The following is a 24,433-nucleotide window of genomic DNA, read 5'->3' as shown; positions in this document are numbered from 1 at the left end:
GGCGCGCGCCCCGCGGGGTTTACCCCCCCCGGCGCCCCCGCCCCGGTGCCACGGGGGGCGCCGCCGCGCTGTCTACGGGCGGGCGGCCGGGGGCAGCTCGGCGGGCGAGGCGGGATGCCAGGTCAGCGGATCGGCGCCGAGGTCGGCCAGCAGCGGCACCTGCTCCTGGCACCAGGGCGAGACGGCCAGCAGCCCGTTGCGCACCCCCTCCGCGAACTCCTTCCACGGCATCCACATCGTCTCCCCCACCTCGGCGGGGTTGGGGACGACGGGCGAGGTCACGGTGACGCGGTAGACCGGGCAGAGCTCGTGCTCGACGATCCCGTTAGCCATCTCGGCGCGGTAGGAGAAGGCCGGCAGCATGAGGTCGACGCGGTCCATCGTGAGCCCCAGCTCGTAGGAGAGCCGGCGCTCGACGGCCCGCTCCAGGGGCTCGCCCGGCAGCGGGTGGCCGCAGCAGCTGTTGGTCCAGATCCCCGGCCACGTGAGCTTGCTGTCCGCTCTCCTGGTGAGCAGCACCCGGCTCTCGTGATCGAAGACATAGCTGGAGAACGCCAGGTGAAGGGGTGTCTCGCGACCGTGCACCGCCAGCTTGGGCGCTGTCCCGAGTGCGTGGCCGTCGCGGTCGACCAGCACAACGTGTTCCTCAGTCGTCACGCTATGAAGCGTACGAGACAAGGTGACCGTTCGGAACCCACGGCCCACCTGCCGCAGCACGACTCTCGCGCATCCTAGGCGATGGGTGGAGGGCTAGGCTGGCCGCGTGTCATTTGTGGCCGACCTACGCGTGGTCCTGCGAGGCGAAGATTTCCGGCGGTTGTTCGCCACCCGGCTGATCTCCCAGTTCTCCGACGGGATCTTCCAGTTCGGGGTGGCCGGGTTCGCCTTCTTCAGCCCCGAGACCAAGACGACGGCGCTCGCGGTGGCCGCCGGGCTGGCGGTGCTGTTGCTGCCGTACAGCGTGCTCGGGCCCTTCGTGGGCGTGTTCATCGACCGCTGGTCACGACGGCAGATCCTGGTGATCGCGCCGATCGTGCGCGGCGCGCTGCTGGTGGTCGCGGCGGCGCTGGTCGCCGCCGACGTGCCGGACACGGTCTTCTACGGGGCGGCGCTGGCCGTGCTGGGCGTCAACAGGTTCTTCCTGGCCGCGCTCGGCGCCTCGCTGCCGCACGTGGTGCCGGCCGACCGGCTGATGGCCGCCAACGCGGTCGTCCCCACGTCGGGCACCGTGGTCACGTTCGTGGGCGTGGGGCTCGGTTATCTGCTGCGCAAGGTGTTCGGCGCCGAGGACTACGGCGTGGCGCTGCTCCTGGTCGTCTCGGGCGTGGTGTTCGGCCTGAGCGCGCTGGTCGCGCGGACGATGGACCGCGGCCTGCTCGGCCCGGTGTCCGACCCGAGCCGGCCGCAGGCGCGCGAGGCCCTGCGCAACGTGGTCGGCGGCCTCACGGACGGCGCCAGGCACCTGGTCAAGCACCGCGTCGCGGCCTCCACCATGGGCGCGATGGCCGCCCACCGCTTCTTCTACGGCATAGCCACCGCGCTCGGCATCATCCTCTACCGCTACTACTTCTACAACGGCGACGCCGACGCCGCGCTGAGCGGCGTCGGCCTGGTCGTGGCGACCTCCGGCATCGGCTACGCCATCGCCGTCGTCATCACCCCGTACGCCACCGAGCGGTTCACGATCGAGCGCTGGGTGCCGATCGCGCTGACGACGGCCGGGCTGCTGACGGCGGCGCTGGTGCTGCCGTTCCAGGAGTGGGGGCTGCCGGTGGCGGGGTTCGTGCTGGGCGTGGCCGGGCAGAGCGTCAAGATCTGCGCCGACACCACGGTCCAGCGCGACGTCGAGGACATCTACCTGGGCCGGGCGTTCTCGATCTACGACATGCTCTTCAACGGCATGTACGTCCTCGCCGCGGCCCTGTCGGCGGCCATCCTGCCCGCCGACGGCAAGTCCTACACGGCCGTCGTGATCGCCGCCGTCGGCTATCCCGTGGCCGCGCTGGCGTACCGGATGATCACACGCCCGCGTCGTTCGACCTCGCCCACTCCAACAGCGCCTCGGTAGCCGCCTCCTTGCCGATCACGCCCTTGTCGAGCCTGATCTCCAGCAGGAACTTGTACGCCTGCCCCACCACCGGCCCCGGCCCGATGCCGAGGACCCGCTGGATCTCGTTGCCGTCGAGCTCGGGCCGCATCTTGGCCAGCTCCTCCTCGTCGGCGAGCTTGGCGATGCGCTCCTCGAGCTGGTCGTAGGTCCGCGACAGCGCCGTGGCCTTGCGCTTGTTGCGCGTGGTGCAGTCGGCCCTGGTCAGCTTGTGGAGCCGGTCCAGCAAGTGGCCGGCGTCGCGCACGTAGCGGCGTACGGCGCTGTCGGTCCACTCCCCCGTGCCGTAGCCGTGGAAGCGCAGGTGCAGCTCCACCAGCCGCGCCACGTCCGACACCACGTCCTTGGGGAACTTCAGCTCCGTCATGCGCTTCTTGGTCATCTGCGCGCCGACCACCTCGTGGTGGTGGAACGACACCCGCCCGCCCGTCTCGTGGCGGCGCGTCTTCGGCTTGCCGATGTCGTGCAGGAGCGCCGCCCAGCGCAGGATCCGGTCGGGCTTGCCGTCCTCCTCCTGCGCGATGGCCTGGTCGAGCACGGTCAGCGTGTGCTCGTAGACGTCCTTGTGCCGGTGGTGCTCGTCGATCTCCAGCCGCAGCTTGGGCAGCTCGGGCAGCACGTGCGCGGCCAGCCCGGTCTCGACCAGCAGCCGCAGGCCCTCGCGCGGGTTGGCGCCGCAGACGAGCTTGTCGAGCTCCTCGCGGATGCGCTCGGCCGAGACGATCTCGATGCGCCCGGCCATCTCGGTCATCGCCGCCACGGCGCCCTCGTCCACCCCGAACCCGAGCTGCGAGGCGAACCTGGCGGCCCGCAGCATGCGCAGCGGGTCGTCGCCGAAAGACCGCTCGGGGGTGCCCGGCGTGCGCAGCACCTTGGCCTTCAGGTCGTCGAGCCCGCCGTACGGGTCGACGAACTCGTGGCCCGGCAGCCGCACCGCCATCGCGTTGACCGCGAAGTCGCGCCGTTCGAGGTCCTCGTCGAGCGTCTCGCCGTACATGACCTCGGGCTTGCGCGACTTCGGGTCGTACGACTCGTTCCGGTACGTCGTGATCTCGATCAGCCAGCCGCCCTTGCGCAGGCCCACCGTGCCGAAGTCGATGCCGATGGTCCACACGGAGTCGGCCCAGTCCCTGACGAGCTCCAGGACCCACTCGGGGCGGGCGTCGGTGGTCAGGTCGAGGTCGTTGCCGATGCGGCCGAGCAGCAGATCGCGTACAGGACCGCCGACGAGGGCCAGCTCGTGGCCCTGCGCGGCGAACAGGCGGCCGAGCTCGTCGGCCACCGGGGCGATCTTGCGGAACAGGTCCGTCATGGCCCGCCGTTGGCTGTCAGTCAGAGTTGAGTCGGACAAGCGGGTAGGTCCTTCTGGGAGCATTCCGGAACATATCCCCCGAGCCACACCAGGTCCGGGTTACCGTCGGTCCAAGGACCGTCGGGGGCCAGGGAACGAGGCAAGGAGGACTATATGAAGGACGCCCTCGCGATCCACCGCTGGCTCCTCGCCCACCAGGTCCATCATGAGATCGTACGCCTTCCGCGTCCCATGACATGCGCGGAAGATCTGCCTGAGGCGGTCTCCGCCGCACCGAGCAGGTGCCTGATGGTCACAGTGCTCGAGGTCGCCACGAGGGTCGGCCGCGAGGTCGTCATCGCGGTCACCACCCCCGTGTCGGCGCCGCCACCGGTGGGAGCCGTCGGCGGAGTGCTGGGCGTGCGCCGGGTTCGACCGGCTCCGGTCCACGTGGTCAACGCGGCCACCGACTACGCGAGCGGGCTGGTGTGCCCGCTGCTCCTGCCCGAGCCGCTGCCCAAGTTCATCGACGACCGGCTGCCGGCCGACTTCCTGGCCGACGACGGGCCGGTCTACACCGCGACCGGCGAACGGCATACCGCCCTGACCCTGCGCGCACTCGACCTGATCGCACTCCTGCCAGGCAAGATGGTCGACCTCAGGGCGAAAGGAACACGTGAGGCGGTCGCGCGGCGGCACTGAGCCCGTACCATTGCGGGCGTGTGTCGTCGTCCTCCAGCTTGGGCATTCGCGTGATCCGTAAGGCCACGCTGCTCGCCGCGCTGCTCGCCCTCACCGTGGTGGCGACCGCGCCCGGTGCGGCTGCCACGAAGTCCGCGACGGCGAGCAGGCAGACCCTGGCCGTGTCGATCTCGTCGATCTCGCCTCAGGTGCCGACCGCGCAGACCGATGTGATCAAGTTCACCGGCACGCTCCGCAACGACAGCGGCGCGCCGCAGAGCGGCCTGCGCGTCCGCCTGCGCTACACGCCGCAGAAGCTCCCCGACCGCGTCACCATGGCCGCCTACCAGACCGACCAGAACCCCGCGACGCTGCCGTTCCGCGCCTCGCTGAGCTCGTTCATGGACATCCCGGCGCTGGCCGCCGGCGCCCAGGCGCGATGGGAGTTCACCGCGACGCCCGTGCAGCTCGGCTACGGCTCGTTCGGGGTCTACCCGGTGGCCGTGGAGGTGGTCCAGAACGGCCTGCAGGTCATGACGCAGCGCACGTACCTGACCTACGCGCCGCCCACGGTGCCGAAGCTGCCGCGCAACAAGCTGGCCATCGCCCTGCCCGTCATCGACCAGCCGCACCGCGGGACCGACGTCGACCCGAAGACCCGCACGCCGCTGTTCGTGAACGACAAGCTGAGCCAGTCGATCACCGGCAAGGGCCGCCTGGCCGACCTGGCGCGCATCGCGCAGGCCGCGCCCAAGGCCGTCACCTGGTTCATGGAGCCCTCGCTGCTCGACGACCTCGACGCGATGAAGAACAAGTACCTGGTCAAGGTCAAGGACGAGACGCAGGAGAAGCCCGCCAACCCCGAGGCCGCGAGCTGGCTGACGACCATGCGCACCGCGCTGGCCGACTCTCCCGTGGTCGCGGTCCCGTACGCCGATCCCGACGTGGCCGCGCTCGCGCACCAGGGGCTGGACACGCAGACCGGCCGGGCGATCGAGCTGGGCAGGCAGAAGGCCGCCGCGCTGCTCCAGCGCGAGGTCAAGACCAATGTCAACTGGCCGCCCGCGGGCGTGCTCGACGCCGACGCGCTCGACCTGCTCTCGGTCAGCCTCCCGGCCGGCAAGGAACGGGTCGACACGGTCCTGCTCAACTCCACCAACCTGCCGCCGCAGCCGGCCGTGCCGTTCTCGCCCGACGCCGCCTCCACGCTCGACTCGGTGAACGGGCCCGTCACCGCGCTGGTCGCGGACGCCGAGCTGAGCAAGCTGTTCGAGCCCGCGGCGCCCACGTCCGTGCTGCTCAGCACGCAGCGGTTCATCGCCGAGACCGCCATGATCGCCGCGGAGGCCGGCCAGACCTCGCCCAGGTCCCTCGTCATCGCCCCGTCGCGCCGGTGGGACCCCAACCCCACGCTCGTCAACGCGCTGATGAAGACCGCGGACAACCTGCCGTGGCTGCGGCTGACCTCGCTGGAGTCGATCAAGCCGACCAAGCTGTCGGTCCCGCGCGCCGGGCTGACCTACAGCGACCAGGACCGCAAGGAAGAGCTGACCGCGAAGTACCTCGACCCGGTCAAGGGCATCGCGTCGAATGCGCAGCTCACTTCCCTGATCACGGAAACGAAGACGCCGTCGAGCTTCGACGCGGCGGTCCTCCGACTGACCTCCTCGGCCTGGCGCAACAGCACCCGCGCGGGCCGCGCGGTGACCAAGGTGGTCCGCGAGGCGGTGACGGACCAGACCGACAGGATCCAGATCACCGGAGCGGGCCCCAGCTGGACGCGCACGCTGGCGGGCAGCAACGGCGCGGTCCCGATCAGCGTCAAGAACGAGCTGGGCGTGCAGATCGCCCTCTACATCGACGTCACGTCCAACAACCCCGAGCTGTTGCAGGTCAACTTCGACCAGCGCGGGCCGATGAAGATCGGCCCGCGGCAGAGCGGCACGGTCCAGGTGCCGATGAACGCCGCGGCCGGCACGAGCGGCGACGCGACGGTGACCGTGCAGCTCAAGACCTCCGACAACCAGCCGTACGGCAAGCCGCAGCGGCTGACCATCCGCATCACCGGCTACACCGGGATCGCCTCGGTGATCGTGGGCGCCGCCCTGACCGTGATGCTCGCCGCCGTGGTGATGCGAGTGCTGCGGCGCAGGTCGGAGCGGAAGCTCGCGCACGCGGCCAAGACCCGGGAGAATAAGATCGTATGAGTCGCATGCTTCGGGCCAGCGCCATCATGGCCGCGGGCACGATGGTGTCCAGGGTCACGGGGTTCGTGCGGACCATGGTGCTGGCCTACGCCATCGGCACGAGAGCGCTGGGCGACTCCTACAACGCGGCGTACGCGATCCCGTACAGCATCCTCGACCTGCTGCTGCTCGGCGTGCTGAGCAGCGTGGTGGTGCCGATGATCGTCCGTGCCCAGCAGCACGACGCCGACGGCGGCCGGGCGTACGAGCAGCGGCTGCTGACGATCTCCGCGGTGGCGCTGATCGTGGTCGCGGTGGTGGCGGTGTTCGGCGCGCCGCTGCTGATCGACCTCTACACCGACTGGGCCCCGGGCAGCCCCAAGTTCGAGGTCGCGGTCACGCTGGCCCGCTTCATCCTGCCGCAGCTCGCCTTCTTCGGCGTGGGCGCGGTGGCGGGCGCCATCCTCAACACCCGCGACCGTTACGGCGCGCCCATGTGGGCGCCGGTGGTCAACAACCTGGTCGTCATCTGCGTGTTCCTGGCGTACGCCATGGTCGGCGGCGAGCGCGACAACATTGAGCAGATCAGCACCGGCGACATGGCGCTGCTCGGGCTGGGCACCACGGCCGGCATCGTGGCCCAGGCGGTCATCCTGATCGTGGCGCTCAAGCGGGTCGGGTTCGTCTTCGTGCCCCGCTTCGACGTGCGCAACGCGCGGCTGGGCGAGATGGGCAGGGCAGGCGTCTGGACGATCGGCTACGTGATCGTCACACAGCTCGGCTTCATGCTGACCACCAACCTGGCCAGCGCGGCGGGCAACGTGGTCGAGGGGCACGGCATCAGCCCGTACACGCTGGCGTTCCAGCTCTTCCAGCTCCCGTACGGCGTCATCGGCGTCTCGGTGATCACCGCGATGCTGCCCAGGATGAGCCGGGCCGTCGGCGAGGGGCGCTTCCACGACGTGCGGAGCGAGTTCGGGTCGAGCGTGCGGCTGATCTGCTCGCTGATGGTGCCGGTGTCGCTGCTGCTCATGGTGCTCGGGCCGGCGATCACCGTGCCCATCTACGGCCACGGCGCCAACAGCGTCGCGGACGCCGTCTACATCGGCAACGTGCTGCAGGTCTACGGGCTCGCGCTGGTGCCGTTCGCGCTGTTCCAGCTGTTGCTGCGGGTCTTCTACAGCTTCGGCGACACCCGTACGCCGGTGTTCATCGGCGCGGCCACCACGGCGGCCAACGCGGCGCTCATGCTGGTGTTCAACGCGTTGCTGCCGGCCCGGTACCTGGTGATGGGGCTGGCGCTCGCGTACGCCATCGCGTACGCGCTGGGCGCGGTCGGGGCGTGGTTGCTGGCCAGCCGCCGTGTCAGAGGGCTGGGTGGCTGGACCATCGGCATGGCGTTGACCAGGATGTATCTGGCGGCTCTGCCCACCGCTGTGGTGGCGCTCGCGGCGGTTTGGGTAGTCACGGGGGTGTTCGCCGGGCTAGGGTTCGTCAATTCGCTGATCGTTCTCGCGGTCGGCGGGGGCCTCGGGTTGCTGCTCTATCTAGGCGTCGCGCACAGAATGCGCATCCCCGAGGTCAATTCCATCGTTGGGATGGTCGCTGGGCGGGTAGGCCGGTAAAGAACGCGGGCCGAATCCACTCGGCACTAACATGGAGCCCGACACGCGCGAATGGAAGCAGGAGGGGCGTGGGCGGATCCACCCGGCATAGCGTGCCTTCGTGGGACACCACCACGCAGGTGAGTCGAGTCATGAACACGCCCGATCGGCCAAGCGGAGTGAACCTGTGAGCACGTCGGCCGTCGAACCCGGCACCCGTCTGGCCGAGCGCTTCCGGCTCGAGGACCGCGTCAGCGAGTCCGACGGAGCCACGCTCTGGAAAGCAATCGATGAGATCCTCGCGCGTCCCGTGGCCGTCCACACCTTCGCGCCCGACTTCCCCCGCGTCCACGAGGTGGTCACGGCCGCCCGCGCCGCGAGCAGGCTGACCGACCCGCGCCTGACGCAGGTTTTCGACGCCGCGGAGGACGACAAGGCCGCCTACGTCGTCAGCGAGTGGGTCACCGGCGAGTCGCTGACCGACCTGCTCGCCTCCGGCCCGCTGGAGCCCGAGCGCGCGGCGGGGCTGGTGGCCGAGGCCGCCGAGGCGCTTGCGCACGCCCACGAGGCCCAGCTCTACCACCTGTGCCTGCGCCCCTCCCACCTGGTGTGGACGACGGGCAACACGGTCAAGGTGCTCGGCGTGGCCGTCGACGCGACCCTGTACGGGCTCACCACCGACCAGCCGGCGCTCGACGACGCCGAGGGGCTGGGCCGGCTGCTGTACGCCGGGCTGACCGGTCACTGGCCGGGCGACGAGGAAGAGGGCGGCCTGCCCGCGGCCCCCATGACCGACGGCCACTTCTGCACGCCCCGGCAGGTCACCGCCGGCGTGCCGAGCTACCTCGACACGGTGACCGTGCGCGCGTGCCTGCCCGAGTCCCGCAGGGGCACGGGCGCGCTGGCCAGCCCGTCCGACGTGGCCGAGGCGCTGTCCGGCGTGGCCAGGCCCATGCCGATCCCGATCGCCTACCCCTCGACCCCCGCGGTGGCCTCCGCCTCCCACACCGAGGGCCTGGACCTCGTCCACCGGCAGCAGCTCACCGTCCCGCATAGCCCGCCCCCGCCGCCGCGCCGTCCCGCGGGCGGCGGCAGCACGCTCAACCGCGTGCTGATGACGCTGGTCGTGCTGCTCGTCATCGCGGCCGTCGGCGTCGGCGCCTGGACGATCGGCCGCAGTCTGGGCAGCCCGACCAAGCCCGAGGCGTCGGGCTCCAGCCCCAGCACCTCCACGTCCGCCTCGGCCGAGGCCCAGACCGTCAAGCCGAAGAAGGCCCAGGGCTTCGACCCGCTCGGCGACAACAACGAGAAGCCCGAGATGGCCGACCTGGCCATCGACGGCAAGCCCGGCACGCTGTGGAAGACGGAGCGCTACACCAGCGCCGACCTGGGCAATCTCAAGAAGGGCGTCGGCCTGCTGCTCGACATGGGCAAGTCCATGCAGATCAGCGACGTGGTCGCTACGCTGTCCGATGCTTCGGGCGCGTCAGTCGAGCTCAAGGTGGGCGACTCACCCGATCTGTCCGCACTGAAGACGGTGGCGACCGCGAAGAACGCCGCAGGTAAAACCACTCTTACCCCTGATCAACCGGCAACTGGACAGTACGTTTTGATCTGGTTTACCCGGGTTCCGATGGATGGCGGCGAGTTTCATGGCACCATCTATGAAGTAGTGGTGCACTCTCCCGGATCGGCATAACCAGGAATCTCTCTTGTGAACTCCCCACCCGAGACACCCTCAGCAGCGGAGCGGCCGGCGATCACAGACGCCGAGCTGCTGACCGCGCACATCAACGGGGACCCTCACGCCTTCAGCGAAATCGTCAAACGGCACCGCGACCGCATGTGGGCGGTCGCCCTGCGTACGCTCGGTGACCCCGACGAGGCCGCCGACGCCGTGCAGGATGCCTTCGTCTCCGCATATCGCAAGGCCGCCACGTTTCGCGGCGAGGCAGCCGTCACGACCTGGCTCCACCGGATCGTGGTCAACGCCTGCCTCGACAGGATGCGCCGTAAATCGGTCAGGCCCGTCGCCGACGACGAGCTGATCGAGGCCGCTGAGCGCGAGACCCCCCTGCCTGACCAGACCGTCGAACGCGAAGTCTCCATGGAGGTTTCGGCCGCATTGAAACTCCTGCCCAGCGACCAGCGGGCGGCTCTCGTCCTCGTCGACATGATGGGTTATTCGGTCGAAGACGCAGCTCAGGTGCTCCAAGTGCCGAGCGGCACGGTCAAGAGCCGGTGCGCTCGAGGGCGCGCGAAACTTGCCCCAATTCTTTCCCATCTGCGGAACCGATCGGACCTCAATCGCGTCTCATCCGCGAAGGGAGCAGAACTTCGTGACGGGTGATACGCACTACGATCTGGAAATCCTGGCCGAGCTGGCCGAGGGTCTCCTAGACGTCGACACGGCGCGCCGGGTCCGCGAGCATCTCGCGGTCTGTGACCCATGCGGGGAGCTACTGGCAGACCTGGCGGCGGTTCGCGAGGTGCTCGCGGCGACCCCCACACCGGCCATGCCGATGGGCGTCGCACTGCGCATCGACAAGGCTTTGGCCGCCGAGGCGGAGTTCCGGCGGGGAGGTGTCGCCCTCGTGGAGGCGCCCGACTGGGACGAGCTCATGCGGGACGCCCCGTGGGAACGACCGGTCGAGGTGGCCGCTGAGGCGGCCCCCGAGCCGGTGCGGCTGGGCGTCGTCTCCGACGACGGCACGATCGTCCCGGCCAAGCCCTCTCGCAGACGCCGATGGGCGATGCCCGCGATCGCGGCCGCGGCGGCGGTCGCCGTGGTGGGCACGGCGGTGGCCTCCACCGGCCTGCTCGCGAGCGGCGGCGGCGGAAGCAGCGGCGTCGACGTGATGGCCGGCGGCGTGACCGAGACCTCCGTTGTCCCCTCGACCCCGGCCAAGGTCCCCACGATGGCCAGGTCCTACGGGTTGACCGACAGCGGCCACAACTACAGCGACCAGGACCTGCGCCAGCCGCTCGAAGGCATGTTCGGCTTCCAGCGCATGGTGCAGGGAGGCTCCGACGACGACGGCAAGGTCGACAAGTGCGTGAAGCGGGTCTCGAGCCGCTCCAGGCTGCCTGCGTACCAGGTCGACCAGGGCCAGTACAACGGCCAGGAGGCCCTCGTCGTGGCCTCGTGGAAGGACAAGGCCAGCCAGAGGCTGCGCATCGACATCGTCGACCCGTTCAACTGCAAGAACCTGCGTAAGCCCACACTGGGCCGCTGGTAAAGGACATACACGTCAGAGCCCGCCTCGGCGGGCTCTTTCGCTTTGTGCGAGCGTTGTGTGTAGGGCAGGGAATCAGGGCGGCCTAGGATCTGTTGACGCCGGTGCAACAGCAGACGAGGAAGGCGTGGGAGCGTTGAGCGACGTTCGTAACGTGATCATTATTGGATCCGGCCCAGCTGGCTACACCGCGGCCGTCTACTCCGCGCGCGCCGAGCTCAAGCCGCTGGTCTTCGAGGGCTCCGTGACAGCCGGCGGCGCCCTCATGAACACCACCGATGTGGAGAACTTCCCGGGTTTCCCCGACGGCATCATGGGCCCCGACCTCATGGACAACCTGCGCAAGCAGGCCGAGCGGTTCGGCGCCGAGCTGGTCACCGACGACGTGGTCGAGGTGGACCTGGAGGCGAACCCCAAGGTCGTCAAGACCCACAGCGACACCTACTACGCCAAGTCGGTCATCCTGACGATGGGCTCCGGCTACCGCGAGCTCGGTCTGGAGAACGAGAAGCGCCTGTCCGGGCATGGCGTGTCCTGGTGTGCGACGTGTGACGGCTTCTTCTTCCGCAACAAGGACATCGTGGTCGTCGGCGGCGGCGACACGGCGATGGAGGAGGCCACGTTCCTCACCAGGTTCGGCCGCATGGTGACGGTGGTGCACCGCCGCGGCGAGCTGCGTGCCAGCAAGATCATGCAGGAGCGGGCGCTCGCGAACGACAAGATCCGTTTCGTCTGGGACTCCGAGGTCACCGACGTGCTCGGCGACTCCCGCGTCGAGGCCGTGCGGCTGCGTAACGTCAAGACCGGCGAGGAATGCGAGCTGGCCACCGACGCGTTGTTCATCGCGATCGGGCACGACCCGCGCACCGATCTGGTCAAGGGGCAGATCGACCTCGACGAGGACGGCTACATCAAGGTGGCCTCGCCGTCCACGGCGACCAACATCGACGGTGTGTTCGCCGCGGGAGACGTTGTCGACCACACCTACCGTCAGGCCATCACCGCTGCCGGCACCGGCTGCTCGGCCTCGCTCGACTCCGAGCGCTGGCTGGCGAACAACGAGAAGTGAGTAAGGAGCGCACCGTGAAGGCTGTCACCGACGCCTCTTTCGAAGCCGACGTCCTCAAGAGCGACAAGGCCGTGCTGGTCGATTTCTGGGCCGAGTGGTGCGGGCCGTGCCGTCAGGTCGCCCCCATCCTGGAGGAGATCGCCAAGGAGCACGGCGACAAGCTGGAGATCGTCAAGCTCAACATTGACGAGAACCCCGACGTTCCGCGCCAGTACGGTGTGCTCCAGATCCCCACGATGAACGTCTACCAGAACGGCGAGGTTGTGAAGCAGATCATCGGCGCCAAGCCGAAGGCCATGCTGCTGCGCGAGCTCGACGGCATCATCTAGCCCGCCCTCCCGCGGCGCGCGCCCGGCCCCCCGCCTCTGGCGGGGGGCTTTCGCGTTCTCCCGGTCTTGTACGGCCCCGCTTGTACAGCCCCGCTTGTACGGGCCTGTGCGGTCGTCAGACGGGACGTAGCGCCCGTTCCGGGCTCATGGAGCCCAGGAGTCGCTCCAAAGCCACCTCGACGTCCTCACGCCACGAGACGGCGGTCTTGAGCTCCAGCCGGAGCCGCGGAAAACGCAAATGCGGACGAACCGTCTTAAAACCAACAGAAAGGAAGTATTCCGCCGGAACTACGCAACTAGGCTCTTCCCACTTGAGGTCGCCAAAAGCTTCAATGGCTTTCACGCCGCGCCTGGTCAGGTCTTTGGCCACGCCCTGGATCAGCATCCGACCCAGCCCGCCGCCCGAGAACTCCGGAATGATGTGCGCGGTCATCAGCAGCACGGCGTCGGCGCTGACCGGCGAGGTGGGGAAGGCCACGGACCGGGGGCTGTAGAGCGGCGGGCTGTAGAGCACGAACCCGGCAGGCACCCCGTCGACATAGGCGATTTTCCCGCAACTGCCCCACTCGAGCAGCGTGCCGGAGAGCCACGCCTCCTTCTCCAGCCCAGGATCCCCCGACCGAACCGCCCGCTCCCCGCTCATGGGGTCAAGCTCCCAGAACACGCACCGCCTGCAGCGATGGGGCAGATCTTCAAGATTGTCCAGGGTTATGTTGACCAGCCGACGCGACAACTACGGCCCCCTGTCGTTGACCCGGAAAAGCGCGCGAAAACCGCGTCCACAGGTGGCATCGTAGCCCAGTGAAGATACCGCCAGCGGACACCACGACGGTCGAGCCCGTCACGGGCGACATGTCCGGTTAGCGTAATCTGGTATTTCAGTCCGATATGACACCTAGGAGGTGGGCCGTGACAGGAGAGCTGGATCACGGTCAGGCACCCGCGACCCAAGGGTCGCGCATCGACGCTTACGTCGATCGGTACGCCGCGCGAGCTACCGGGATGGTCGCCTCCGAGATCCGAGCTCTTTTCGCCGTCGCGTCGAGGCCCGAGGTGGTCTCGCTCGCGGGCGGCATGCCGTACGTCACGGCTCTTCCCCTCGACATGGTCGGCGAGCTGGTATCCGACCTCGTCACCAAGCGCGGCCCCGTCGCGCTCCAGTACGGTTCCGGCCAGGGTGACCCGCACCTGCGCGAGCAGATCTGCGAGGTCATGCGGCTGGAGGGGATCAACGCCGGGGCGGACGACGTGGTCGTCACCGTCGGTTCGCAGCAGGCCCTCGACCTGATCACCCGGATCTTCATCGACCCGGGCGACGTGGTGCTCGCCGAGGGGCCCTCGTACGTGGGGGCGCTGGGTACGTTCGCCGCCTATCAGGCCAAGGTCGTTCATATCGCCATGGACGATCAGGGCATCGTGCCCGAATCCCTCGCCCAGACCATCTACGCGCTGGAGACGGCCGGGGCTCCCATCAAGTTCCTCTACACGATCCCGACCTTCCACAACCCGGGCGGCGTCACCCTGAACATCGCCCGGCGGCAGCAGGTGCTCGACATCTGCCAGCGGGCCGGGGTGCTGATCATCGAGGACAATCCGTACGGACTGCTCGGCTTCGACGGGGAGCCCATGCGCGCCCTGCGCGCCGACAACCCGGACGGCGTGGTCTACCTGGGGTCGTTCTCCAAGACGCTCGCCCCCGGCTTCCGCGTCGGCTGGGCGCTGGCCCCGCACGCCATCCGCGACAAACTCGTGCTGGCCATGGAGTCGGCCGTGCTGTCGCACTCCTCGTTCACCCAGCTCGCCGTGGGCCAGTACCTCGCCACGCAGCCCTGGCGGGAGCAGATCAAAACGTTCAGGGAGCTCTACCGAGAGCGCCGCGACGCGCTCCTGGACGCGCTCGAATCCCTGATGCCGCCCGAGGTCACCTGGACGCGACCCGCGGGCGGCTTCTTCGTGTGGGCGACCCTTCCCGAAGGGCTCGACTCGAAGGCCATCCTGCCGCGGGCGGTGGCCGAGCGGGTGGCGTTCGTACCGGGGACCGGGTTCTTCTCGGACGGGAGCGGGGCGCGGCACATGCGGCTCTCGTACTGCTTCCCCGAGCCGGACCGGATCCGGGAGGGGGTGCGGCGGCTGGCCGGCGTGATCGACCAGGAGATGCAGCTGAGGGACACCTTCGGCACCAGCTCGGCCCGCGACCACCAGGGCGTCGACACCCCCGGCCCCGATCTGGCCTGACCACCGTCTCCAAGGGGGCCGGCGCCGCCTCACCGCTCCGCCGGCCCCACCAAGCCCGGTCCTCCGGACTTCGGCCACCCCCTGCACTGATCACCCTCTTCAGGACCAGCCAGGCCCCGCTCCACCCACCCCTCTTCAAACCTGGCCACCCCTTGCTCCATCTACTCCCCCGGGCCAGCCACCGCTTGCTCCGTCTACTCCCCCGGGCCAGCCACCGCTTGCTCCGTCTACTCCCCCGGGCCAGCCACCGCTTGCTCCGTCTACTCCCCCGGGCCAGCCACCCCTGCTTGACCTGCTCCCCCGGGCCAGCCACCCCTGCTTGACCTGCTCCCCCGGGCCAACCGCCCTTGTCCGCCCAGCCACCCCAAAGGCCTGGCCTGGGCCGCGGTGAGCGGCACCACCACGCTGGCCCTGTGGCCCCCCTGCTGCACCCCATCAGGCTTCCGGGCATACCTCCCTTCGGCCCACGCGCGCCGCAACAGACCACCACCAACGCTCTTTGGCCTTCCTCCTCCCCGACCGGCCCTCCCCCTACCCGGTCTCACGCCCACCTGAGAACCGCCACCCGCCTGGCCTCACGCCTGCCCGCGCCACCACCGACGCGCCTCATCCCACTCGCGGACCACCACCGGCGCGCCTCACGCCCGCTCGCGAATGGCCACCACCGTGACCTCGCACTCTCACGGGCACCGCCACAGCCTGAGCGCCGCTCCCTTCCTGACTACCGTCTCCAGCCCTCCCCCCACCCCACGCGCGCCATTCCGAAGTCCGCCCGCCACCACCCTCGGCCCCGCCCCTTCAGGGCGCTCACACCATCGCCACCTGCCCCTTCCAGGCACCACCATCGCCCTGCCCCATAAGCAGGACCCCCTGACCACGACCCCTGACCGTAGGCCTTCTCCAAGCCCCGCCACCGCCCAGTTCACTGCGGCTTGGCGGTACGGTTGGACAGCGGCGCGTGCGATCAGCGGAGGAGATGTGATGAGCGATCTGGGCCACGTGCTCGTGCTGGCCGGAGGTCTCTCCTATGAGCGAGAGGTGTCCCTGCGCTCCGGTCGCCGAGTCAGCGAGGTGCTGCGTGCGGCGGGCGTCGACGTGGAGGCCCGCGACACCGACGCGTCCCTCGTGCCCTCCATCCTCGCGGACCCGCCGGACGCGGTCTTCGTGACCCTCCATGGCGGCGCGGGCGAGGACGGCGCGATCCGTTCCGTCCTCGAGCTTCTCAACGTCCCGTATGTAGGCGCCGACCCGGATGCGTGCCGAGTGGCCTTCGACAAGCCCACGGCCAAGGCCGTCGTACGCTCGGTCGGCCTGCGGACGCCGCAGTCCGTCACGCTGCCGAAGGAGACGTTCCACGACCTCGGCGCCACGGTGGTGCTGGGGCGCATCATCGAGCGCCTCGGCCTGCCTCTCTTCGTCAAGCCCGCCCGAGGCGGCTCGGCGCTGGGCGCCTCGATCGTCCGCACAGCAGAAGAACTCCCTGCGGCCATGGTCGGCTGCTTCGCGTATGGCGACACGGCGCTGATCGAACAGTACGTGGATGGCGTGGAAGTGGCGGTCTCCGTCGTGGACCTCGGCAACGGCCCGGAGGCTCTGCCGGCCGTGGAGATCGTCCCGGACGAGGGCGTCTACGACTACGCGGCACGCTACACGGCCGGACACACCGAGTTCTTCGCCCCTGCCCGTCTCTCCGCCCAGGCGGCCGCGGCGTGCGCCGAGACGGCGGTGACCGCCCACACGGCTCTCGGCCTCCGCGACATCTCCCGTACGGACCTGATCGTCGACGCCGACGGCATCCCGCACTTCCTGGAAGTCAACGTGGCCCCGGGCATGACGGAGACCTCACTCCTCCCGATGGCCGCCGAAGCCGCCGGCCAGGACCTGGGCGACCTCTGCCGCACCCTCCTCCAAAACGCCGCCACCCGCGCCCACACCTGACCACCACTCCCTGCCACCTCCTCCGCAGCCGACCAGCCAGCGCGCGCCTGCCCCGGGCTCCCAGGCGCGCCCTCCCACCCGTGACTGCACCTCACAGGCAACCCGCTCCCATTCACCTGAGCGCAGCCAACTCAAGAATCAGCTCGAGTCCGCGCGCCCGCCAGCACAGCCCTCCCGAAAGCCGACGTCGAAGACCGGCCCGGAAGCAAGCGCCCAACGGCCAGCCAACCCGAGGCCGAGCAACCGCCAACACGACCACCCCAAAAGCGAACGACCGGCACCACCGCCGACTCAGCGACGAACGCCCGCTGCACGGCCAACCACCCGACGCACGCCGCCCCAGAGCGAACGGTCAACACCACAGCCGGCACACAGGCGGACATCCAGCACGACGGCCAACCCGAACGAGGGCAACCGCCACCGCGAGCATCCGGCAGCGAACGCTCGGCACCACAGCCGACACACGGGTAGACGTCCGGCAGCAAGGCAACCACCACCGAGGCGAACGGTCAGCACCACAGCGGACGCAAAGACAGACATCCGACAGCGCAGCCAACCCAGAGGCGAGCGACCACCAACACCACCACCACCCCCGGAAGACGAACGACCGGCACCATCGCCGACCCAAAGGTGGGCATCCGAGAGCCCGGTCGGTTCGGGACCGCTTCCGGCGGAGGGGGCTGAGTCCTTGAGACAGCACACGACTCAGAGCGAGTTTCCTCCCGGCAGGGGCCGCAGCGGCGCAACGCTTGCTGGAGTGGAGCGCCACGCGCGCTTGGCCAGGGCGACCCCGCCCCCTGGCCGCCTCTACACGGGCGAGGCCCTGGCCCTTATGGCGGGAGACCTAGCACTTCTCCGCCGCCATCCTCGCCTTCCAGCGCTGAGCCACCACGGACGCCAGCCACCATGCAGAGAAAGAGCACACGCATGCGTGCCAGCGCCGACCGCATCTAGGTGGCACGCCTCCCGTTCATCACCAGCCCATCCACAGAACGCGCGGAAGAGGTAGCCCCCACCGGATCCACAGCCTCGTGGGACGGGATCGATCGACGGATGCCCGGGCGCTGGGCTGAGGGCAGATAAGTAGCCTTACCGTGTGCTGATCGATTCGATGTACCCCAAGAGCTTCGCCAGCGACAACCACGCCGGCGTTCACCCGACCATCCTCGAAGCCATCGCCTCAGCCAACCACGGAGACGCGCCCGCCTACGGTGACGACAACTGGACCTCAGCGTTCGAGGAAAGGGCCAAGGAAGTGTTCGGCGCGGGCGCCGAGGGCTTCGCGGTGCTCAACGGCGCGGGCGCCAACATGGTCGGGCTGGCCCTCATGCTCGGCCGCTACGACGCGATCCTCTGCGCCGACAGCGCCCACATCGCCACGCATGAAGCAGGAGCCTCGGAACGCCTGCTCGGCGTCAAGCTGATGACGATCCCCACCAAGGACGGCAAGCTCCGCCCGGAAGACATCAAGTCCCGCCTGGGCGGGATCGGCAACCCCCACGAGTCCCAACCCACGGTGGTCTCCATCTCCCAAGTCACAGAGCTCGGCACCTGCTACTCCCCCGCCGAGATCGCCGCCGTGGCGGAGGCGGCACACGAGTCGGGTCTACGGCTCCACATGGACGGCGCCAGACTCGCGAACGCCGCCGCCTTCCTCGACTGTGATCTGAAGGCCATCACGACAGACGCCGGGGTGGACGTCTTCAGCTTCGGCGGCACCAAGAACGGCGCTTTGGCGGCCGAGGCGGTCGTCGTCCTCGACTCCTCGCTCGCGTCCGCTGTCCCGTTCCTCCGCCGCCAGTCGCTGCAACTCGCCTCGAAGATGCGCTTCATCTCAGCTCAGCTTTCGGCGCTTCTGACGGACGATCTATGGCGCGAGAACGCTTCTCACGCCAACAAGATGGCGGCCCGCCTGGCGGACGGTCTGGCCGATGTGCCCGGCGTTTCCTTGGCGCACCCGGTCCAGTCCAACGCCGTCTTCGCCGTCCTCCCACCCGCCGTCGCGGAGACCCTCAGAGGACGCTACCTGTTCCACTACTGGGACGAGCGCGCCGGCATCGTCCGCTGGATGACCGCCTTCGACACGACGCTCGAGAACGTGGACGACTTCCTCGACGACCTCCACAAGGCCGCCGCCGCGTAGCCTCGCGCCCACGCCGCCCGCCGTTTCACGTGAAACACGTCGCCCCTCTCAGCAGCGCGCCACGGCTCCATGTTTCACGTGAAACGCCCCCCAAGAACCGCTCACCCCGAAGAGCCGCCGCCCGTCAGACGATCTGCCAACTCGAGCCCTCGACCAACCCAAGCACCTCGTTTCACGTGAAACATCGGCCGCCCGAAGCGGGACTTGGCGTCGATTTCACGTGAAACAGCCGCCCGACGAACTGTCCGCGGCGGTCTCACGTGAAACAGCAATGCCGAACCGAGCACCCTCAACCGTTCGTCAGCCGTCACCGCCGCAGCACCCGCACACGAGGATGTCAGCGGCCAGGAGCGATCGGCCGGCAATGACGGTTTCACGTGAAACAGCGAATCCGGACCGGGTACGTCAATCGCTCGGCAGCCGGCTCCGCCGCGACGTCCATCGCGAGGCCGCTAGGGCCGGGGGAGTCGATCGGTAGGCAGCACGGTTTCATGTGAAACAGCGGCCCTGGCGAACCGTCCGCGGCGGTCTCACGTGAAACAGCAATCCGAACCGGGTGCCTCAACGGTTCGCCAGCCGTCACCGCCGCAGTGCCCGCACACGAGGATGCCAGCGGCCAGGAGCGACCGGCTAGCAATGGCGGTTTCACGTGAAACAGCGTCAGTCTTCGGACTCCCGCATCGCGCGGACAGCTTCCGGTGCCATCGTGCCGATGATCCGCTCAAGGTCGTCGATCGTGGCGAACTCAACGACGATGCGTCCCTTGCGGCGGCCCAGATCCACCTTCACCTTGGTCTCGAAGTGGTCCGAGAGGCGATCGGCGAGGTGAGTAAGACCGGGAGCGGTGGGCTTGGGCGCCTGGCGCTCACGCGCGGGCTTCGTGGCGGCTTTGGCGCTGCCCATCGCGACGATCTCTTCAACCGCCCGGACCGAGAGGAGCTCTGCCACGATTCGCTTGGCCAGTTCGATCTGCTCGTCAGCGCTGCCGAGGCCGAGGAGGGCTCGAGCGTGACCGGCGCTGATAACCCCTGCGGCCACCTTCTGCTGAACCTCGGGCGGGAGGTTCAAGAGTCGGAGGGTGTTGGTGATGTGGGAGCGGGAGCGGCCGACCTTCTGCGCCAACTGATCGTGCGTCGCCTGGAAGTCATCGAGGAGTTGCTGATAGGCCGCAGCCTCTTCAAGGGCGTTCAGCTGCTCACGCTGAAGGTTCTCGATGAGGGCGTCCCGAAGGAGATCATCGTCCTGAGTGTTGCGGACGATTGCCGGGACCGGGTCCAAGCCGACCTGCTGACACGCCCGCCAGCGCCGCTCCCCCATGATCAGCTCGTACTGGCCACCACCGACCGATCGGACCACGATCGGCTGCAGCAGACCGACCTCGCGGATGGACGCCGCCAACTCCTCGAGGCGTTCCCCGTCAAAGATCTCACGCGGCTGGCGCGGGTTGGGGACGATCGCGTCCAGCGCGACCTCCTTGAAGTACGCGCCAGCGATCGGCCTCGGGCCGGTCTCCGCCGTTGAACCGTTCGACGGGGCCGACATCGTTCCCGTTCCGTCAACGATGGGACCGGTCGGGATGAGCGCCCCGAGCCCCTTGCCCAATCCCCGCCGCTGCTGACTCACTGCGTCTCCTCATCCACCCGGCCGATTCCGGTCACTCCAGGAGAGGTTACCGTCGTGCGCGCAACGGGGCGCCCCCTCGCCACACACCACCCAGTTCTATTTACACCGACACGATCACAAACCAACCGAACGACTGACTTGAGCCCATCTCACGCTCGAGACAATCGCCACCACCACACGATCCGCCGCCGCCGTCAAGGGCCCCATGCCGCGCCTGAACGCGCTTCCCCCGCAGGGCTATCCCAACGCCCTCACCACCTTTCTCCTCCATCTCACTGCTCCGCATCCGTGCGATCGCATCATGTCGCCGGCCCGCCTCATCACTCCCCCGTCCCACCGCCTCGCTGCCGCGCCCCCTCGCCACCCCGCGCTTCGCCACCCCACCGCTTCGCCGCCGCATCGTCCCGGTTCCCTGTTCCACTACCTCGCTGCCGCGCCACCCGGCCGTCCTGCCGTCCCGCTGTCCCACCGCTTCACCGCCTCACCGTCCCGCCGCCTCACCGTCCCACAGCTTCGCTGCCGCGCCGCTTCGCCACCCCGACATCCCGCTGCCCGACCGCTTCGCCACCCCGACATTCCGCTGCCCGACCGCTTCGCCGCCGAGTCGCCTTCCTGTCCCACCGCCTCGCCACTCCCCCTCCCGCCGCCTCGCCGTCCCACGCTTCGCCGCCTTGCACAGCACGGCCTCGGCCCAGGGGGCAGCTCCGCTCGGCGTGAGGGTTCTTCAGCATCCCCCATCGCCATAACCCGGGATGCCGAGGCGGCCGCAGAACGGCGGGATCGCGGGTGCCTACGTCCATCGCACAGTGTGCTTAGACGTCACGCTTGACGCCAGCGGTGTTTGGGGCGCCTTCGTCCACCGGACGCTGCGCTTAAACGCCGCGGCTTGACGGCCGCGTTGCTCGGGCGGCGACTTTAGCCACCGCACGGCGCGCTTCGACGCCGAGGCGGTGCTGGCGAGTGAGACGCCACCGCGTGATCACGCCTGCGGTGGTTTCCGAGGCGACCCTGCGCTGGTGGTGGCAGCCCGCCCGAGCCTGCTGGGACGGCGGAGCCGCGAGACGCCCATGTGGCAAGGCGGGGATGCCGTTGTAAGACGTTCGAATGTCACTCCGCCTAGCCAGCCCGCAACCGCACTCGCTGTGCCTCACTCGTGTGCCACGGTACCGACGCCTCACGATCCTGCCGACGTGTCCGACCCACAACGGCGGCGACTGTGCCCCCGGTCGCGAGCCGCGGTGGCCGGCGTCTCACGATCTTGCTGGCGTGTCGGTCCCTTCGCCCTGCCCGTCCAGCTACCCTGCTGCGGGGCTTACCTGATTGCTCTGCTGCCGCGCTTACCTGTCGGCCCTGTCGGCCCTGTCCGCCCTGTCGGGCCCGGCTGGCCTGGCTGTCCTGTCGGCTCTATCGGCTCGGCCGGAGCGGCTGGCGTGGCTGACTAGGTTGCCTGGCAGTCCTGCTCGTTGTGCCCATCCTGTTGCCCGGCTGCCCTGTTGGGCCGACCACTCGGCTGCCCAACTGCTTGGCTGTCGTGCCTACCCGGCTGTCCAGCTCGTCCGGCTGTCCAGCGGCCCTGTTGGCCCGGACGTCTCGATCGTGGTGCTCCATTCCGGGCCGCTCTGCAGGATCTCGTCAACCCTCCCTGCAGTCACCCAGCATTCGCCACCTTTTGTCCCGGCAGGCTCGCCTTTACCGCCCGTCGCATCGCCTTCTCGCTGTGCCGCTCGCACTCGGGGAGTCGGTGTCCCCTGTCTGGTTGTGCCGCCGGGACGTCGTGATGCTGGCTCGCGCTGGCCCCTATGGCGGCGGCTTGTCGTTTGCGCGTGCTGTCGTCTCGGTGTGCCTGGGGCTCGTGCCTCAACGGCAGTCGTGTGATCGGTGGGGAGGCATGCTCGTGGGCCCTGGCTCGCTGCTGCTCGTGTCGAAGCATGAGGAGGTGGGGCGAGGGCCGGTGGGTTGGGTTGCGGGCAGGTGAGTCGAGGCCGCGGTGGGCGGGGTGGCTGCGTACGGCGGGGTTGTGGGTGCTGTGGCGGGAAGGTGGGTGTGGAGGGGCCCGGGAGTGGGCGTGGATGGGTGAGGGCTTGGCGGCCAGCCGCGTGGGCGGGGCGCGGGAGTTGTGGTGCTGGGGTGGGGTTAGACGACGGGGGCGCGGTGGGCGATCTCGCGGGCGGCGTCCATGTAGGCCATCGCACCGCTGGAGCCCGGGTCGTACGTCATCACCGACTGCCCATAGCTGGGCGCCTCCGACAGGCGGACGCTGCGGGGGATGACCGTGTTGAGCACCGTGTCGCCGAAATGCGACCGGACCTCGTCCGCCACCTGAGAGGCCAGCCGGGTCCGCCCGTCGTACATCGTCAGGACGATGGTCGAGAGCTTCAGCGTCGGGTTGAGGTGTGCGCGGATCAGGTCGACGTTCCTGAGGAGCTGTCCGAGGCCCTCCAGGGCGTAGTACTCGCACTGGATCGGGATCATGACCTCTTCGGCCGCCACCAACGCGTTCACCGTCAGCAGGCCCAGGGAGGGCGGGCAATCGATCACGATGTAGTCGAGGTCGATCGCGTCGTAGGCCGCCAGCGCGCGCCGCAGGCGGGCCTCACGGGCCACCAGCGAGACCAATTCGATCTCCGCGCCGGCCAGGTCGATGGTGGCCGGGGCGCAGTAGAGGTTCGGCATGTCGGGGACCTGCTTGACGATGTCCGCCATCGGGAGGTCGTCGACGAGGACCTGATAAACGTCCGGCACGTCGCCGCGGTGCTCGGTGGCCAAGGCTGTGGAGGCGTTGCCCTGAGGGTCGAGGTCCACCACGAGGACGCGCTGCCCATGCATGGAGAGGGCGGCGGCGATGTTCACCGATGTGGTGGTCTTGCCCACTCCGCCCTTCTGGTTGGCCACCGCGATCACCCTGGTCTTGGATGGACGCGGCCACGTGCCGTCCCCGCCGTCGGGAGTCTGAGCGGCCGTCGGGGTTGCGGACGTTTCACGTGAAACCACTGAGCTGAGCGCCTCTCGTACCAACGGCGAATCACCGGGATTCAGGGGGGTCTGGGTCACGATGTCCATCCTTTCAACCAGTGGTGTGCCGGTGCCAGGAGTTGACTGTCGCGACACGCCCATTTCGGGCCAGCCAACCCCGCTTGGACTCTCGGACGGACGGTTGTCCGGCCAACCAAGACCGCTTGACGCGACTGGCACGACCGTCACCTCCTTCGTCGACGCCTGGCTCGCTCCGGCGTGCGACCCGCTACCACCCGAACCAGTGTTGCAGGCGGCTCGACCTTACCGTGCCCGACAGTCACAAGCTCGGCCGTTCGTGCCCCGATGGCCCGCAATTGGGACTCCGCCTCGGCGAGCTCCTCGGCGGCGCGCTCCCCCTTCATGGCGATCAGCTCGCCACCCTCGTGGAGCAGGGGCATGGCCCATTTCAGCAGGCGATCGAGCGGCGCCACGGCACGAGCGCTGACGACGTCGAACTCGCGCTTGCCCGCCAGCTCCTCCGCCCGGCCGCGCAGCACCTCGACGTTGTCGAGCTTGAGCGCCTCGACGCACTCCTCCAAGAAGACGGTACGGCGAAGCAGCGGCTCAAGGAGCGTGACCGTGATGTCCTGCCGCACGATCGCCAGCACGAGCCCGGGCAGCCCGGCGCCGGAGCCGATGTCCACCAGGTGCACGTCCGGAGGCACGGCCTCGGCCACGACCGCGCAGTTGAGCAGATGGCGATCCCAGATCCTGGGCACCTCACGCGGACCCAGCAGCCCGCGGACCACGCCGGGCCCCGCCAGCAGCTGGGCGAACGCGTTCGCGCGTTCCCAAGCCTCCCCGGCGAAGACGTCCCGCGCTATGTCCGGCGGCGCCGGAAGCTCATCGCTCACTGGTCGGTGGCCCTTTCTGGGGCTGGTGGCCCTTGTTCGGTGGGAAGCCGGGTGGTCTCTACCCAAGGCTAAAGGTGAGATCACAGTGGAAGACTAGCGGGCCGGTCTGAAGGCGACCTTTC

18 protein-coding genes are annotated in these 24,433 nt (G+C 69.1%); 12 read left to right on the top strand and 6 right to left on the bottom strand.

Features of this window, described 5'->3' with window-relative positions:
• Positions 1-72 precede the first annotated feature (72 nt).
• Positions 73-657 carry an isopentenyl-diphosphate Delta-isomerase gene (gene idi, locus ACWDRB_RS58045; RefSeq protein ID WP_363978830.1) on the bottom strand — a complete coding sequence of 195 codons (585 nt, stop codon included), beginning with the start codon at positions 655-657 and terminating at the stop codon, positions 73-75.
• Between the two features lie 106 nt (positions 658-763).
• Between idi and ACWDRB_RS58040 the strand changes: the two genes are divergently transcribed.
• A complete protein-coding gene (locus ACWDRB_RS58040; protein ID WP_449909965.1) occupies positions 764-2,068 on the top strand; it encodes an MFS transporter in 1,305 nt (434 codons plus the stop codon).
• Here the strand turns inward: ACWDRB_RS58040 and ACWDRB_RS58035 are convergent.
• The gene (locus ACWDRB_RS58035; protein ID WP_449909963.1) at positions 2,019-3,419 is read right to left on the bottom strand and encodes a CCA tRNA nucleotidyltransferase; all 1,401 of its coding nucleotides are present in this window, start codon (positions 3,417-3,419) and stop codon (positions 2,019-2,021) included. The genes ACWDRB_RS58040 and ACWDRB_RS58035 overlap by 50 nt on opposite strands.
• A gap of 153 nt (positions 3,420-3,572) precedes the next feature.
• Between ACWDRB_RS58035 and ACWDRB_RS58030 the strand changes: the two genes are divergently transcribed.
• The 8 genes from ACWDRB_RS58030 (at position 3,573) to trxA (ending at position 12,503) form a co-directional block, all read left to right on the top strand.
• Positions 3,573-4,100: a YbaK/EbsC family protein gene (locus ACWDRB_RS58030; RefSeq protein ID WP_364251967.1), complete on the top strand. Its 528-nt coding sequence runs from the start codon at positions 3,573-3,575 to the stop codon at positions 4,098-4,100.
• A 50-nt stretch (positions 4,101-4,150) separates the two neighbouring features.
• Positions 4,151-6,286: a DUF6049 family protein gene (locus ACWDRB_RS58025; RefSeq protein WP_449909961.1), complete on the top strand. Its 2,136-nt coding sequence runs from the start codon at positions 4,151-4,153 to the stop codon at positions 6,284-6,286.
• Positions 6,283-7,890 carry a murein biosynthesis integral membrane protein MurJ gene (murJ, locus tag ACWDRB_RS58020; protein WP_449909959.1) on the top strand — a complete coding sequence of 536 codons (1,608 nt, stop codon included), beginning with the start codon at positions 6,283-6,285 and terminating at the stop codon, positions 7,888-7,890. Before ACWDRB_RS58025 ends, murJ begins: the two co-directional genes overlap by 4 nt.
• 166 nt (positions 7,891-8,056) lie before the next feature.
• Positions 8,057-9,568, top strand: coding sequence for a protein kinase family protein (locus tag ACWDRB_RS58015; protein ID WP_449909957.1), 1,512 nt, complete (start codon positions 8,057-8,059; stop codon positions 9,566-9,568).
• Between the two features lie 15 nt (positions 9,569-9,583).
• Positions 9,584-10,219 (top strand): RNA polymerase sigma factor SigM, encoded by a 636-nt coding sequence (gene sigM, locus ACWDRB_RS58010; RefSeq protein ID WP_350724202.1) that lies wholly within the window; start codon positions 9,584-9,586, stop codon positions 10,217-10,219.
• Positions 10,209-11,108: an anti-sigma factor family protein gene (locus tag ACWDRB_RS58005; RefSeq protein WP_449909954.1), complete on the top strand. Its 900-nt coding sequence runs from the start codon at positions 10,209-10,211 to the stop codon at positions 11,106-11,108. The genes sigM and ACWDRB_RS58005 overlap by 11 nt, the downstream gene beginning before the upstream one ends.
• A 133-nt stretch (positions 11,109-11,241) precedes the next feature.
• Entirely contained in the window at positions 11,242-12,174 is a 933-nt protein-coding gene (trxB, locus tag ACWDRB_RS58000; RefSeq protein ID WP_449909952.1) for a thioredoxin-disulfide reductase, read from the top strand.
• Between the two features lie 14 nt (positions 12,175-12,188).
• On the top strand, positions 12,189-12,503 hold the full coding sequence (gene trxA / locus ACWDRB_RS57995) for a thioredoxin (RefSeq protein WP_350724208.1): 315 nt from the start codon (positions 12,189-12,191) through the stop codon (positions 12,501-12,503).
• Between the two features lie 115 nt (positions 12,504-12,618).
• Here trxA and ACWDRB_RS57990 read toward each other — a convergent pair whose 3' ends face one another.
• Positions 12,619-13,236 (bottom strand): GNAT family N-acetyltransferase, encoded by a 618-nt coding sequence (locus tag ACWDRB_RS57990; RefSeq protein WP_350724210.1) that lies wholly within the window; start codon positions 13,234-13,236, stop codon positions 12,619-12,621.
• Positions 13,237-13,412: 176 nt separating this feature from the next.
• Between ACWDRB_RS57990 and ACWDRB_RS57985 the strand changes: the two genes are divergently transcribed.
• From ACWDRB_RS57985 to ACWDRB_RS57975, 3 genes are all read left to right on the top strand, one after another.
• Positions 13,413-14,738: a PLP-dependent aminotransferase family protein gene (locus ACWDRB_RS57985; RefSeq protein WP_397374590.1), complete on the top strand. Its 1,326-nt coding sequence runs from the start codon at positions 13,413-13,415 to the stop codon at positions 14,736-14,738.
• Positions 14,739-15,719: 981 nt separating this feature from the next.
• Entirely contained in the window at positions 15,720-16,676 is a 957-nt protein-coding gene (locus ACWDRB_RS57980; RefSeq protein ID WP_350724212.1) for a D-alanine--D-alanine ligase family protein, read from the top strand.
• A gap of 1,096 nt (positions 16,677-17,772) precedes the next feature.
• Entirely contained in the window at positions 17,773-18,819 is a 1,047-nt protein-coding gene (locus ACWDRB_RS57975; RefSeq protein ID WP_449909949.1) for a threonine aldolase family protein, read from the top strand.
• 660 nt (positions 18,820-19,479) lie between these two features.
• Here the strand turns inward: ACWDRB_RS57975 and ACWDRB_RS57970 are convergent.
• From ACWDRB_RS57970 to rsmG, 3 genes are all read right to left on the bottom strand, one after another.
• The gene (locus ACWDRB_RS57970; protein ID WP_449909947.1) at positions 19,480-20,442 is read right to left on the bottom strand and encodes a ParB/RepB/Spo0J family partition protein; all 963 of its coding nucleotides are present in this window, start codon (positions 20,440-20,442) and stop codon (positions 19,480-19,482) included.
• A 2,133-nt stretch (positions 20,443-22,575) separates the two neighbouring features.
• Positions 22,576-23,502, bottom strand: coding sequence for a ParA family protein (locus tag ACWDRB_RS57965; RefSeq protein WP_449909945.1), 927 nt, complete (start codon positions 23,500-23,502; stop codon positions 22,576-22,578).
• A gap of 137 nt (positions 23,503-23,639) precedes the next feature.
• On the bottom strand, positions 23,640-24,311 hold the full coding sequence (gene rsmG / locus ACWDRB_RS57960) for a 16S rRNA (guanine(527)-N(7))-methyltransferase RsmG (RefSeq protein WP_449909943.1): 672 nt from the start codon (positions 24,309-24,311) through the stop codon (positions 23,640-23,642).
• Positions 24,312-24,433 lie beyond the last annotated feature (122 nt).

It is taken from the genome of Nonomuraea sp. NPDC003707, from assembly GCF_053587055.1.
The sequence above is the reverse complement of the archived record's forward strand: the minus strand, read 5'-3'. Positions and strand labels throughout refer to the sequence as shown.